The 13,367-nt window shown below is 64.4% G+C and carries 10 protein-coding genes and 1 tRNA gene; 5 read left to right on the top strand and 6 right to left on the bottom strand.

Translation table 11 applies throughout. The features are described from left to right. Window positions 1-59: 59 nt before the first annotated feature. From RIL96_RS11445 to qcrB, 3 genes are all read right to left on the bottom strand, one after another. A tRNA-Gln gene (locus RIL96_RS11445) sits at window positions 60-131 on the bottom strand. Window positions 132-305: 174 nt separating this feature from the next. After that, window positions 306-1,235 carry an RNA polymerase sigma factor SigJ gene (gene sigJ, locus RIL96_RS11440; RefSeq protein WP_310549154.1) on the bottom strand — a complete coding sequence of 310 codons (930 nt, stop codon included), beginning with the start codon at window positions 1,233-1,235 and terminating at the stop codon, window positions 306-308. 154 nt (window positions 1,236-1,389) lie between these two features. After that, window positions 1,390-3,012 (bottom strand): cytochrome bc1 complex cytochrome b subunit, encoded by a 1,623-nt coding sequence (gene qcrB / locus RIL96_RS11435; protein WP_445482785.1) that lies wholly within the window; start codon window positions 3,010-3,012, stop codon window positions 1,390-1,392. Window positions 3,013-3,217: 205 nt separating this feature from the next. Here qcrB and RIL96_RS11430 point away from each other — a divergent pair, with 205 nt between their 5' ends. The 4 genes from RIL96_RS11430 (at window position 3,218) to RIL96_RS11415 (ending at window position 8,412) form a co-directional block, all read left to right on the top strand. Next, the gene (locus tag RIL96_RS11430; RefSeq protein ID WP_310549152.1) at window positions 3,218-3,520 is read left to right on the top strand and encodes an antibiotic biosynthesis monooxygenase family protein; all 303 of its coding nucleotides are present in this window, start codon (window positions 3,218-3,220) and stop codon (window positions 3,518-3,520) included. Window positions 3,521-4,040: 520 nt separating this feature from the next. Further along, a complete protein-coding gene (locus RIL96_RS11425) occupies window positions 4,041-6,104 on the top strand; it encodes a vWA domain-containing protein (protein ID WP_310549151.1) in 2,064 nt (687 codons plus the stop codon). 261 nt (window positions 6,105-6,365) lie between these two features. Beyond that, window positions 6,366-7,286, top strand: coding sequence for a hypothetical protein (locus RIL96_RS11420; RefSeq protein WP_310549150.1), 921 nt, complete (start codon window positions 6,366-6,368; stop codon window positions 7,284-7,286). 100 nt (window positions 7,287-7,386) lie between these two features. Next, entirely contained in the window at window positions 7,387-8,412 is a 1,026-nt protein-coding gene (locus RIL96_RS11415; RefSeq protein WP_310549149.1) for a DUF6612 family protein, read from the top strand. A gap of 230 nt (window positions 8,413-8,642) precedes the next feature. Here the strand turns inward: RIL96_RS11415 and RIL96_RS11410 are convergent, their stop codons facing one another. Beyond that, window positions 8,643-9,167, bottom strand: coding sequence for a DNA-binding protein (locus RIL96_RS11410; protein WP_310549148.1), 525 nt, complete (start codon window positions 9,165-9,167; stop codon window positions 8,643-8,645). Between the two features lie 259 nt (window positions 9,168-9,426). On the opposite strand from RIL96_RS11410, the gene RIL96_RS11405 reads away from it, so the two are divergent. Then, window positions 9,427-10,752 carry a hypothetical protein gene (locus RIL96_RS11405; RefSeq protein WP_310549147.1) on the top strand — a complete coding sequence of 442 codons (1,326 nt, stop codon included), beginning with the start codon at window positions 9,427-9,429 and terminating at the stop codon, window positions 10,750-10,752. A gap of 28 nt (window positions 10,753-10,780) precedes the next feature. On the opposite strand, the gene RIL96_RS11400 is transcribed toward RIL96_RS11405, so the two are convergent. Both RIL96_RS11400 and RIL96_RS11395 read right to left on the bottom strand, forming a co-directional pair. Beyond that, window positions 10,781-12,208, bottom strand: coding sequence for a serine/threonine-protein kinase (locus tag RIL96_RS11400; protein ID WP_310549146.1), 1,428 nt, complete (start codon window positions 12,206-12,208; stop codon window positions 10,781-10,783). 180 nt (window positions 12,209-12,388) lie between these two features. Further along, on the bottom strand, window positions 12,389-13,186 hold the full coding sequence (locus RIL96_RS11395; RefSeq protein ID WP_310549145.1) for a GntR family transcriptional regulator: 798 nt from the start codon (window positions 13,184-13,186) through the stop codon (window positions 12,389-12,391). Window positions 13,187-13,367: the final 181 nt, after the last annotated feature.

The raw sequence follows: 13,367 nt of genomic DNA, 5'->3' as shown, positions 1-13,367 counted from the left end.
TCAGAAAAGAGAAATGTCCCCCGTCATCGTGTGAACGATGACGGGGGACATCACAAGAGTTCCGCCCATAGGATTCGAACCTATACTGCACGGCTCCAAAGGCCGGCGTGCTGCCATTACACCAGGGCGGAGCGCTCCTGCGCGGCGCGCGGGAGCTACGGCGCTCATCTTCGCACGTCTTGCACCTCGACTTCACATCACGTGGTCGATGGGCAGGCGGTACGTCCTCAGCACGCTTCGCAGCACGCCCTTTTCCCGAAGCCCTGATCCGTTGTGCCTCACGCCGAGTGCCATGAGGGTCAAGGCTAGGCCCAGGCCCCAAGCTTCTCAGGGTTGCGGATAGCCCAGACCCGGCTGATCGTGCCAGGGGTGGACACAGAAACGGCCAGCACCGCCAAAGTGCGATTGTCGGCGTCCGTAGCAATGACGCCGGGTTCTCCACCCACAAGGGTTTCGTCAAGAGTCAGGTCAGGTTGTCGCTCATGAACGTCGATGAGGAAACGTGCGATAGCTTCCGAGCCATGGAGGGCTTCGTGAGCAGCCGATACGAGCCCTCCCCCGTCGGTAATCGCGGTCGCATCCGAATCAAGCACCTGGATCAGGGCAGCAAGGTCGCCGGTCTGCCATGCGGCCTTGAAGGACTGGACTGCGGCCAGATGTGCAGATGCTGGTACGGGGCTCCGCTGTTCATCGCGGACACGACGCCTCGCAGAAGAAGCAAGTTGGCGGCATGCCGCTGGTGTGCGTCCGAGGATTTCGGAAACCTCAGGGAAGGTGTACTGGAACACGTCGTGCAGGATGAATGCGACACGTTCAGCTGGAGTCATCGCCTCCAGCACCACGAGAACAGCCATCGAGACAGAGTCATCTAAGGTCACCCTCTCAATAGGGTCGGTCATGAGTTCTGCGTGTTGGCTGCTCCATCGGTCTGCCGCGGGGAGAGGTTCGGGCAGCCACTCACCGACGTAGTGCTCGCGGCGCACCCGTGCCGACTTCAGCATGTCAAGACCAATCCGGCTGGCAGTCTTGATCAGCCACGCGCGGGGGTGGTTGACATCTCGGCGTTGCTGCTCGGTCAGGCGGTACCAGCGAATATAGGTCTCTTGCACGGCGTCTTCGGCATCGGCAATAGAACCAAGGAGCCGATAGCTGAGACCCAATAAGACGCTTCGCTCTCTGATTGCGTCAGTCAACTGTGGCGGTTCAGCTTCGCTCGACATCATATGATCGCTCACCATTCCTCCTGCCTGCGCTCGCCCGCTCCCGTTGCCTCGTCCCTCTCTCGCAGCATCTCTCATACAGCAGATGACGAGACAGTCCCCCTCAGTGTGAGTCCGCACGAAGTATCGAGGGACAGCAACTATGGCGTATCGAAGGCTTCACATCCGGTTACTCCTGCTCGTCCTGCTTCGTTGAGGCAGATATATCGGCAGGAGGATCAGCCACCTCACTCACGCGTGGTGGAACGACCCGGTCTTCGAAGAACCAGCGCGAAAGCCGGGCACGAAGGCGGTCCTTCAATCCGATACGCCCGCGTTCGTCGGGCCGAGGAATGAACGGCTCGTAGTACTCATAGTCAGTCAGTGTCCACAGCTGGTAAGCGTCAGCAGAGCGGTGGACTTCGGTGAATTCTCCATCGGGAGAGCACAGGATTCTGCCGGTCTCGAAACCATTCATGGCAATGTCGCGATCTTTGAACTGCAAGCTGAGGCAGATGCGCTTGGTCAACGTGAACCCGAGAACAGGCCCCAAAATCAGGAAAATTTGTAAGATGAGTATCAGATTCTCGTTGCTCAGCGAGAAATAGAATGCCATCACATCACTCCCGGCGGCGATCCACAGTACTCCGTAGAACACCATTCCTGCCACGCCGATCCCTGTACGAGTAGGAGTAGTGCGAGGCCGGACGAGCCGTTGATGTTCAGCGTCATCACCCGTGATCCAACGCTCGATGAACGGATAGATCATCGCCGTCAGGAAGAATAGGCCGCCCACTGCGAGCGGGACGACGATCGCAGGAGTCCAGGAATGATCGAACAGCACAAACTCCCAACCGGGCGGGACGAGCCGTTGTGCGCCGTCGAGGAAGGCTAAGTACCACAACGCTGCGCCTCCAGCGGAAGCGACAGAAGGGTCCGCTGACCCATACGTCCATACCGGGTTCACCTGGGCCACCGCCGCCATGACGAACAACACGCCGAACACGATGCAGAACAAACCGAAGCTCTTGACCAGCGTCACGGTAAACGGCCGTCCGACGATGTTGCTCTCAGTACGGCCAGGGCCTCGGAAATGGGCCGACCTGTACCGCAGATTCAACAGTCCGATCGCAATCATAAACACGACGATGATCGCAGGTAGGATTATCGTGTGCAGCGGATAGAACGTGTCGATGACACCGGTCGGGAAACGTCCCTGGAACACCATAGATGAGAGCCATGTACCGATGATAGGGATACCTTTAAGCAGACCATCCATGACCAAAAGACTTGTTCCTGAGAGCGAGTCGTCGGGGAGGATGTGACCGGCCAATCCAGCACTCATTGCTACCAGGAGAATGCCGAACCACAACAACCACGTCAGCTCCCGAGGTTTACGAAACGCTCCGGTGAAGAAGATCCGGAGTAGATGCATCATGACTGCTGCGATCATGACGGATGCACTCCAATGATGCAGTTGCCGCATCAACAGTCCACCACGAACCTCGAACGAGAGATGCACTGTCGACTCCAGCGCACGTGACATCTCGATTCCCCGGAGCCCTGCGTAGGAACCCTCATAGGTCACCGGAGCTGTCGAAGGCTCGTAGAAGAACATCACGAAGATTCCGGAGAGTGAACAGATGACGAAACTAGCTACGGCGATCTGCCCGAAGAACAATGACCAGTGATCAGGAACCGCACTACGACGTAACGACTGAGCGACCTGCGCAATGCTCATGCGCTCGTCCAGCCATCGCGTCAACCGCCCAGTTTCCTGCGCGCATCTCTGTCTCGATTGGTTCAACGCCACTCCTCGTCCCCTCTACGGCACTGCTAGGCCGCTGTCTGCGTCCGAAGTGGTGACGAAGCACCTCCATAAATCGTCAGATCGCACAGAGCTGGTAGGGGCCATCTGACACTCCACAGTGCGACGTCGTCTCTCTTGCAGAGCGAATGCTCCGATCCACCCCGACCATGGGGCGGGTCATCAACGCAGAACGAAGGAGAGACAGACCATGTCCGGACCCGTCACGTTCGTCAATGTCATCGATGTCAATCCCGGCAAGCAGCAGGAAGTCATCGATCTCCTGATCGAGGGCACCGAAAAGGTCATTTCTAAGCGGCCCGGTTTCATCTCGGTCACACTGTTGGCCAGCCTCGAGAAAAACAGAGTCATCAATATTGCGCGCTGGGAAAGTGGTGCGGCCGTCAAGGCCACACAGGCTGATCCCGCCGCGGCCGACTATGCCGCACGCACAGCCTCCTTGGCGCAGGCTACGCCAGGGCTTTACACGCTCGTCGGGGAGTTGACCGGATGAATCCCCTCGGTCGGGCTGACAGGATTTGGACCTACGACCCCGACCTTAGAGGGAACTCCTGCGGCCGGTAGTGGGGTCCAGTCGGTCGCGCATTCCGCCGGGACCCCGACCGGCTTCGGTACACAGATCATCTACGCCGAGTCACCGCGGCAGACCTCGTGGAGGAGTCGATCGACAGCGGCCAGCTCCTCGCTCCCGGACCCATGGCCCCAGGTCATTCAGAGAAAGGGCCGAACAACAAGATCAGAACAACCTGACAGAGAATCTCCGGAACATACGTACCGAGTGCAGAGAGCGTCACGAATACGCCTCCACGCAAGGCCGCAGAAGAACCGTGTGTTGCCCCACACTCTCGGGATGGCCCCGTCGCTCAAGTCGACGCACAGGCTCGCGGCTGGCACAGCGGTGCGGGCCCGACACCCCTTGTGCTTGCTATTGCAATCCGCTTAGAGTTGCGCATGCAAACACTTGGTGAACCACGTGCCGCATGCACGGGCCCAGCACTGCGAAGGAGCACACTATGGACCGGAGCATCCTTGAACACCCTGAGCGGCCCGCTGCACCGCGGCATCGAGCGCTCGCGCTCGGACTCATCGCCACGCTGACAGCCTTCACCGCAGGCTGCCTTCCGCAGGACAGCGACGACGGCACGGAGTCCGACGAGGACCAGGCGCAGCAGGAGGCCGCCGAGCAGTCGGACGACGGGGACGACGACGGTCACAGCGACGGTGAAGACGACAGCAACACCGAGGAGGAAGAAGCCTCCAAGGACAACGAACCGGACGACGAGGCTGAATCGAGCGACGACGAAGACTCCGATGCCGATGACACCGAAGACGACACCGAGGATGCCGAGGACCCCGACAACGAGGACCCTGGCAACGAGGAACCTGACACCACAGACAACGCTGACTCCCCCGAGGGACAGCAGGCCTCGGCCGATCTGGAGGATTCCCAGCTGCTGATGGTCATGGACGCCTCCGGCTCCATGGAGGAATCCGACGCCGGAGGCACCACCCGCATCGAGGCCGCCCGCGAGGCGCTGCACAGCGTGGTCGAGGGCCTGGGAGAGCAGGATGAGGTCGGACTGCGCATCTTCTCCTCTGAGGTCACCGACCCCGAAGGCCAGGGCGCCTGCGAGGACTCTGAGCTCGTCGTCCCGATCGAGAGCGGCAACGGGGATGCCCTGGGCGAGGCCATCGACTCCTATGAGGCGGTGGGCGGGCGCACCCCGCTGGGCCACGCGCTGGAGCAGGCCGGAGAGGATCTCGGCCAGGAGGGCCGGCGCACGATCGTGCTGGTCTCCGACGGTGAATCCAACTGCGAACCGGACCCCTGCGAAGTCGCCGAGACCCTGGCGTCCCAAGGGATAGACCTGACGATCCACACGGTGGGCTACGAAGTCGAGGATGAGGCACGCGCCGAACTGCAGTGCATCGCCGCGGCAGGAGACGGCGAGTACTACGACGCCGCAGACGCCGACTCCTTGGACCGCGCCCTGGAGCGGGTCTCGCAGCGCGCCTTCCAGCCGTTCACGCTCTCCGGCGATCACGTCAACGGCGCAGAGGACGCCTCCGATGCACCGACGCTTCAGGCCGGGTCACAGTACGTGGATGAATTCACCGCAGAGCCCCTGCACTACCGGATTCCGCGCGAGATGGACCGTTCTTCCCTGCACGTGGGGCTGACCACGAAGAACGACCCCGAGAACTCGGACTTCGCACGCATACGCTTAGAGACCGAGGACGGCGAGCGCTGCAGCGAGGGCCGGATGCTGGGCGAGTCCTACTCCACCCGTAACTTCCTGCGTACCGCGCAGGCCGTCACCGTCCCCGACTCCTCACTTGATGAGGACCCCTGCACCGATGACGAGGAGCTGATCCTCGTCGTCGAGTTCTACGATGAGATGAACAGCGAGCTCGACAGTGTCGGCCAGGCCTTCGAGCTGCTGATCGCTGAGGAGCCGGAGGCTGAGAACGCCCAGGACCTCCCCGAAGAAACCGACTTCAGGACCGAGCCCTGGCAGGATATGGACCGCGAGACGGATGGTGCGGAACCGGTGGTGGGCGGCTCGTCGTTCAATGATGCGACCCCGCTCGAACCCGGCATCACCTACGACGGAGACATCCTGCCCGGGGAGACCCTGGTCTTCCAAGTCCCGGTGCAATGGGGCGAGCGGCTGCAGGCCGAAGCCTACTTCGAGGAGCCCCAGGGTGAGCTGCGTGAGCGCGTGGGAAGCGTCGGCTCGATCGGGCTGACCGCGATGTCTCCACTGCGTGGCGTGATCGGTTCGAACGTCGGGTACTTCCCGAGCACCTCGTCGGTCGAATACCAGGTGACGACCCCGGAGGTGCGGTGGAACAACCGAGATGCCAATAATGTCACCAGCGAGGTGGCCAACACCTCCCTCGACGGCCACTACTACCTCGTGCTGGCCGCCGATGAGTCTGAAGACGGCGATTCCTTCGCCATACCGTTCGCCCTGACTGTGGACACCTTCGGTGAAGCCGGTGAGGGTGAGCCTCAGCGTCCTTCAGGGGAGGAGCTCCTCTTCCCTGATCTGCAGAGCACTGAGGAAGACTGAGGCGCTGCTTCTGAGATAGAGAAGCACCCGAGGGCCGCCGCAGGCCCTGTCATATCTGCCCACATGCCCTGGACCAGCGATTCCGCTGCTCCAGGGCATGTGGGCTTTGCGCTGTGCGGGGCTGGTCGCGAGCCCCGTCGGGTGGGCGTGTGAAAAAATTTTCCGCCATGGGTTGCGTTCCCGATCGCAAATCACTAGATTTGCAATTGCTAAGTTACTGAAGGGCATCCACTCCCCGACGACGAGTAAGGATCACAGACCATGCGACGCCGCACCACCACCCTGATGCTCACCACAGCAGCCACCGCCGCTCTGCTCGGCACCAGCGGGTGCACCGGGTTCCTCGCCAACGCCACCGAGACCGCGCCGAGCACGGAGCCGCAGTCGAGCCACGAGACAGCCGAAGAACTGCTCACCGCAGTGGAAGACTCCGCCGAGCAGATCGAAGATCTGGCCTCAGAGATCACCTTCACCACCGGCTCGGGAACCACCCAGTCCGGGGTCACCCTGATCGGCGAGGGCGCAGCAGACTTCTCTGACGGCCACTACACCGTCACCGAGTCTGGTGCCGAATCTGGCACTGAGTCCCGCACCACCTCCGACATCGAGATCTACTTCGATGACACCGGCCTCTACTCCAACGAGAACGGCCGCGGCTGGTACGAGACCTACGGAGATGCCGGCGGCGGAGAGGACACCTCCTACAGCAACGTGGTCACCGCGCTGGGAGAGCTGGGCGCACTCGACGGCGACGATGAGCTCGACAGCGAGATCGAGATCAGCCACGAGGACGACACCGCCACCATCACCTACTCCGGCCACGATTCCGGAGTCTTCGACGCCCTCAAGACTCCTTTCAACCTGAGCCTGGACGGCACCTCCCCCGAGCAGACCACGATGACCCTCGAGGCTGAGGTCGACACCGAGACCATGTACCTGACCGACCTCAGCTTCTCCTGGGAACTGCACTCACCGAGCGTCATGGGAACACCGGGCGACGAGGAATCGCCCTTCGCTGACTCCTCTGCCGAGCCGTCGACGGAACCCTCCGTCGAGCCGTCCACTGACGCGACACCACTACTCGGCGTCGAGCTCGCGTACTCCGAATTCAACGAGATCGGGCCCATTGAGATCCCCCAGGAGGTGCGCGACGAAGCCAACGGCGAAACCACCGGTCCATGAGCCGAGACCCCTTAGACAGCATGACCCGCAGCACCTCAACAAGCACTTCAACAAATACCTACACACCAGAAACGACCTCAGGAGCATCACCATGCGACGGATGACCACCATCACTGCCCTGTCCACCGCCACCCTGCTCGGCGCCGCCATCTGCAGCCCCGCGGCCCTGGCCAAGGACGCCCCACCGATCACTGACGATTCGGCCACCGAGGAGCACACCACCGAGGAGCACACCACCGAGGACAGCATCCTGGCCGAGGCGGTCGAGGCCGGTGAGGAGTTGGAGAGCCTGCACAGCGATCTCTCCATGGACCTCGACATCGACGCTGAATACCGCAGCCACCACTACCAGGCCACCATGACCGGCAAGGGTGCCACGGACTTCAGCGACGGCCACTACTACATGTCCGCTACCGGCGACGGCGAATACGAATCCTTCCAGTTCTACGCCGACGGCGAGCGTGCCTTCGGCAACAACAACGCCCTGGGTTGGTACGAGCTGCCCACCGGCGACCTCGCCTCCGAGGGCGAGGGCAGCAGCTACCGCAGCGTCCTGGCTGACCTGGAGAGCATCGAAGACGACCTCGACATCTCCCAGACCGGCACCGGGAACTCCCCACAGGTCACCGTGCGCTACTCCGGAAATGATCGGGAGGTGTTCGACGCCTTCGCGGAGACCTTCAGCATGAGCTGGGACGGCTACCGTCAGGCGGATACCTCCGTCGAGGTGGAGGCGGTCTTCGACGCCGAGACCATGCACATGACCACCTTCGACTTCAGCGTGGAATCGGACACCGTCTGGGGCTCCGATGCGATGTCCATCTCCGCGGAGTACTCGGAGTTCGACGAGATCGACCCCATCGAGATTCCCAGCTGGGTGCTTGACACCGCCGAGCGCAACGGCCAGACCGATGACTGGTTCGAAGACGAAGGTATCGAGGAGGAAGAGCTCGAGGAAGGCCTGGGCATCCCCGGCAGCTCAGAGCGCGATGAGACCGCGGAGGACAAGGGTGACGAGGACGACGAGGCTGGCGAGGAGCAGGACGGCGAGGAGGACCCCCGGGAAGGTCTCGGCGGGGACTCCCGGGACCGGCTTGAGGACGACCCCTGGGCCTCTCACGCCTGAGCCAGGTTCTGCACAGGCCGTGGACCTGACTGCACTGGGATCCTGAACGCAGGGCCCGAGCCGAGGCGGCGGAGAACAGGCTGGCTGCGGGTGGGGAGCGCGATGAACGGGGCACTCCCCACCCGCAGTCTTTTATCTGTACGGGATCTTCTGTCTTGCCAGACTGACTCCACGCGGGTCAGAGCGGATCAGGCAGGCCAGAGCAGGTCAGGCAGGCCAGGTCAGGCGGGTCAGAACAGATCGCGATGCCGGGCGTAGTGCGCAGAGGCTGGGCCCATCGGCCCGGTGCCATAGAGACGCAGCACTTCAGCCAGCGCCGGATGCTCAGCCTCCAGCTGATCGGCGGCGCGGCTGAGCTCGGCACCGGAGGAGACGGCACGGAGCAGGTTGCGTACACCGAGGACGACGGCATCGTCACCGCCGGAGCTCAACGCCGTGGAGGTGCTGCGGGTGAACTGTCCGCTGGTGTTACGGATCTCCTCGAGGCGGGAGGCCACCTCATGCTGATCCACCGCACCCTCGGCCACCTGCTCAGCCAGTTCGCTGAGGGACTGGACACGCTGGAGCACCGCAGGATTGCCGATCTTCACCCGCTGACCGCTGTTGAGCTGAGAGAGCATCGGCGCCGAGAGTCCCAGGACACCGGCCAGTCCCGCCTGGTTGAGACCGAATGCGGTGCGGAACCGCCCGAAGATCTCGGACAGCGGCTCACCGTAGGCGCGGCGCTGGGCCGCGATGTTCTCCTCCACCGACATCGTTCCTCCTGGGGGTGTTCTGGACTGCAAAGGACGAGGGGAATCTCCACGGAGCCGTCTGACAGGGCAGCATCCGCTCGATTCGCATCCGCGATTCACTCCCGCGAATTCTACCGGAGTCACTCCACGATGCCGACCGACCCCGACCGACCCCGACCGACCCCGATCAGGTGCCGCCGTTCGGCCGAACGACGCCGGACGCTAGACTGCTTCCAGTAAGGACCATGCGCGGGGCACACCGCGCAGGAAAGGCACGAGGATGAGGCGGAGACGTCAGGGGCGCACAGGGTGGACGGCACTGATGCTCGGCGCCGCGCTGGCCCTGCCGAGCACCGCCGCACCGGCTGTCGCAGCCGAGACTCCGGAGGACACCGAGGAATCGCCCACGGCCGACGGCGCAGACCCTGACGGGTTCTCTTTCTCCGGTGACGACGTCAGCGGAGGCTCCACACCCGGCGACGCCGCCGAACTCGCCGTCGACGGCCGGTACCTGGACGCACTGATCGAAGGCACACTGCACTACCGCATTCCGCGTGAACATGCCGATTCCTCGCTTCATGTGGGGCTGCTGACCCGCTACTCCCCCGACGCCGACGAGGACGCCGATCTGATCCGGGCCGGGCTGAGCACCTGGGACGGCGCATCCTGCGGCTCCACCAGCTTCTCGCCCAGCGCCACCACCACCGCTGGTTCAATCTCCTCAGCACACCTGGTGACCGAGCCCGGCGAGTCCTCGGAGTCCTGCAAGGAGGCCGAAGAGCTCGTCCTCACCGTGGAGCTGCAGCCCGGCGCGCAGAACAGTCAGAGTCAGTCGGCAGGACGGCCGCTGGAGATCGTCGTCTTCGACGAACCGCTCCCGGAGAACCTCGATGACCTGCCGGCCGCTGAGCCGGAGGCTCCGGAGTGGACAGACATCGGCCGGGACACCGCTGATGCTGAGACGATCTCCGGCGGGGCCTCCTTCGCCGATGCCACAGCACTCAATCCGGCGCAGACCTACCGAGTCACGCTCTCCCCCGGGCAGACACGGGTCTTCCGCGTACCCCTGGACTGGGGGCAGCGCCTCCAGGCCGAGGCCTACGTCTCCGAGCCGACCGAGGAGGACTACGACGCCTGGCAGGCTCTGGAGCGCATCCACCTGGCCGTGCTGGACCCGCTGTATGGGCGGCTGGACTCAAGGGCCGGGTACCTGAGCACCAGTTTCCCCACCGACACCCAGGTCTCCACCGCCGAGGTCCAGTGGAACCAGCGCGAGGAGACCACCCCCTCCGGCAGCTCCGTGGCCGGAGAGCATTACCTGGTGCTCAGCCTTCCCACCGCGGCGGACCACGAGGACCTGGAGGTCGAAACCCTGCTGACGCTGGACACCTTCGGTGAGGCCGGGGAGGGCGCCCCGCAGTACCCGGACGATGAGGAACCGGCAGTGCCGGAGCAGCCGGGGGCGGAGGCTGGGCCGGGCTCCAACCGGGTCGGTGAGTTCACGCAGCACCCAGCCGTCATCGCGCTCATCGGCACGCTGGGCGCTGTGCTGGTGGTCACCGGTGGCGTGCTGTTCTTCCTGGCCCGGCGGCGTCCGAATCCCTGATCGGCGGGGCTCTGTGGCACGGGCTGGGTCAGAGGATGAGCCAGACCATCACGGCCAGCAGGCTCAGACCCGCCAGAGTGCAGAGCACGGCAAGACCCACAAGCACCGGCCGTGAGACCCCCGCCGCAGAAGCCCCTCCCCCAGAGACCGAGGAGACGGCGGAGCTCTGCGCAGACGCTGACGACGGAGACGGTGGCGACGACGACAGGGGCACCGGGGCAGAGGCCGGCGGTGGAGATGACACTGGCGGCGCCGCCGGTGGCGGCCCGTACCGGGGCAGGGGGTGCGGCATCGGGGTGTGGGGGCTGGAAGTGTCGCGGTAAGAACCCTGCGCGGCGGGCAGGTACGACGTCGGCGACGCCTGGACCGAGCGGTTCTCGGTCGGCGAACCCTGCGGTGCACCTGCTGGACCTTGATCGGCTGACGCCTGACCCGCCGATTCCTGGCCTGCCGGCTCCTGACCTGCCGGCTCCTGACCTGCCGGACTCTGCTCAGATGATCCTTGCTCAGGCGATCCCTGTTCGGGTGCTCCCCGCTCAGCGGGACCGTGGTCGGTCCAGCCCTCGGGCAGCTCCGGGATGTGATCGAAGAACTCAACTTCCCCGAAGGCGTACTCCTCGGCCTCCACATCCCCTGGCCTCTGGCCCGGCCACTGCTCTGAGGGCGCAGTGAGCAGTCCCGTCGCCGCCAGCTGCCGTCTCGCCTCAGCTGCCGAACCGATCCGCGCGCTGAGGCTGGGCTCCGCCAACGCCGTCACGAGCCGGTGCAGCTCATCAGGTACGGGTTCAGCCCGTGGGGCGGTGCGCAGCGCCTCGTCGACGTCGAGCTCCGCCTCCGGGGCTGTGCCGGTGAGCATCTCCACAGCGCTCATTCCCGCGGAGAACAGATCTGCACGAGGGTCCGGATGCCAGCCATGCTGACGGACCTCCGGGGCGAGGTACCCGGGCGTACCGAGCGCATAGGGCCCCTGGGTGAGCCGGGGCTCATCGACCCCGGCGGCGATACCGAAATCTCCCAGCCACAGATGCGGAGCGGCCGCGCCTGTGGCGTCGAGCAGCAGGTTCGCGGGCTTGACGTCGCGGTGGACCACTCCTTCGGAATGGATAGACTCCAATGCGCTGAGCAGCTGGTCCAGCAGCACGGCGGTCAGCGGTGCCGGCAATGGGCCGAAATCCCCGACCAGCGTGGCCACTGAGCCTCCCCGGACCATCGGCATCGCGAAGAGGACCTTGTCGTCCTCCCCCGCCCAGCCGGTGGGGGTGAGGACGTGCGGGTGTTCCAGGCGCAGGCTCTGTTCGCGGATGAACCGCAGCAGTGAGGCGGCATCGACCTGCCGCAGCACCTTCACCGCGCAGTAGTGCCGCCGTCGTCGGTCCCAGGCACGCCACACGGTGCCGACTCCGCCCTCACCGAGCGGGTCGACGAGCTCATAGCGCCCTGCGAAGACATCACCCACGGTGGCTCAGTCTAGCCGGGGCCGCTCCGAGCCGGGCACCCCGCCACCTCATCGAGGGAGAGAAACTCGTGCCCCAGATCGGCATGTCGCGGCAAATTTCTCTCCTTCGATGACGGGGTGGCACGGGCCCACCTGACCACCCGGCAGGCTCAGACCGCTCGGGCGCTCACTCCGCGGCACTCAGGGGCTCTCCGGCAGCGCCCACTGCAGCGGGTTGGAGTGCCAGGAGTTCCCCACAGAGAGCATGATCTTCCCTGCGATGTACCGGTCCGTGGACCACTCCAGCTCACGGCCGGCGGCGTCGCGGGAGACTCGGCGGTGAGTCAGCAGCGCGGTGCCCTCGGCAACGCCCAGCTGCGCGGCATCGGCAGCCGCGGCGTTCTCCGCACCGAACATATGCTCAGCGTGGGCGAACCGGACATCGAACCGCTCCGCCAGCACGGCGGTCACCGAGCGCGCGTCGTCGGGCAGGGATTCGATGATCTCGCCGAGCCACTCCGGGTAGTGCGTGCGCTCCAGCATGACGTTCTCACCGTCGAGGGTGCGCAGCCGCGTGATGCTGAGGATGCGCCGGCCGGCAGGCACCTGCAGCAGCGCGACGTCGAGCTCCGAGGCGATCTTCCACCGGCTCTCCAGCACCAACCCGCCCGGGTCACGGCCTTCGCGCAGCGCCCACTGGGCGAAGGAGTGGAACTCACTGAACGGCGACTGCCGCTTCGGCAGGCGCACCACCTTCTTCGGCCGCCCTCGGGAACCGTCGATGATGCCCTCGCTGAGCAGCTCGTTCAGAGCCACGCGCACAGTCCCCGGCGAGACGTCGAAACGCTGACTGAGCAGCCGCTCGGAGGGAATCGACTCCCCGACGGCGAACTGCCCGGAGGCGATGTCCTCGCGCAGCGCCTGAGCGATCTGCGCGAACGCGAAACCCCTGGTCGACGGCGCCTCCTCGGCCTGCTGCTCGACCCCCTGCTCAGTCATCGGTCCTCCGTTCTCCTCAGTTCCGCTCACCTTAGCCGACACCCGCCGACGTCGCAGTCGAGCCCAGGCACCGCGGCCACAGCTGTTCACCGAAACTTCACCTTCACTAGTGATCTGACGCTTGACCAACAGTAGTTCACTAGTGAGGATAGGTGTTGTCTGCATGAGCCAGACCACTCGC

Source organism: Nesterenkonia aerolata (assembly GCF_031470965.1).
Lineage (GTDB): Bacteria > Actinomycetota > Actinomycetes > Actinomycetales > Micrococcaceae > Nesterenkonia > Nesterenkonia aerolata.
The sequence above is the reverse complement of the archived record's forward strand: the minus strand, read 5'-3'. Positions and strand labels throughout refer to the sequence as shown.

What these genes read in the sequence shown, in the direction of transcription:
- RIL96_RS11425 (WP_310549151.1), top strand. Translation starts at nt 4,041, where the DNA reads ATGGACCGGAGCATCCTTGAACACCCTGAGCGGCCCGCTGCACCGCGG.
- RIL96_RS11420 (WP_310549150.1), top strand. Translation starts at nt 6,366, where the DNA reads ATGCGACGCCGCACCACCACCCTGATGCTCACCACAGCAGCCACCGCC.
- RIL96_RS11430 (WP_310549152.1), top strand. Translation starts at nt 3,218, where the DNA reads ATGTCCGGACCCGTCACGTTCGTCAATGTCATCGATGTCAATCCCGGC.
- RIL96_RS11405 (WP_310549147.1), top strand. Translation starts at nt 9,427, where the DNA reads ATGAGGCGGAGACGTCAGGGGCGCACAGGGTGGACGGCACTGATGCTC.
- RIL96_RS11415 (WP_310549149.1), top strand. Translation starts at nt 7,387, where the DNA reads ATGACCACCATCACTGCCCTGTCCACCGCCACCCTGCTCGGCGCCGCC.
- RIL96_RS11395 (WP_310549145.1), bottom strand. Translation starts at nt 13,186, where the DNA reads ATGACTGAGCAGGGGGTCGAGCAGCAGGCCGAGGAGGCGCCGTCGACC.
- RIL96_RS11410 (WP_310549148.1), bottom strand. Translation starts at nt 9,167, where the DNA reads ATGTCGGTGGAGGAGAACATCGCGGCCCAGCGCCGCGCCTACGGTGAG.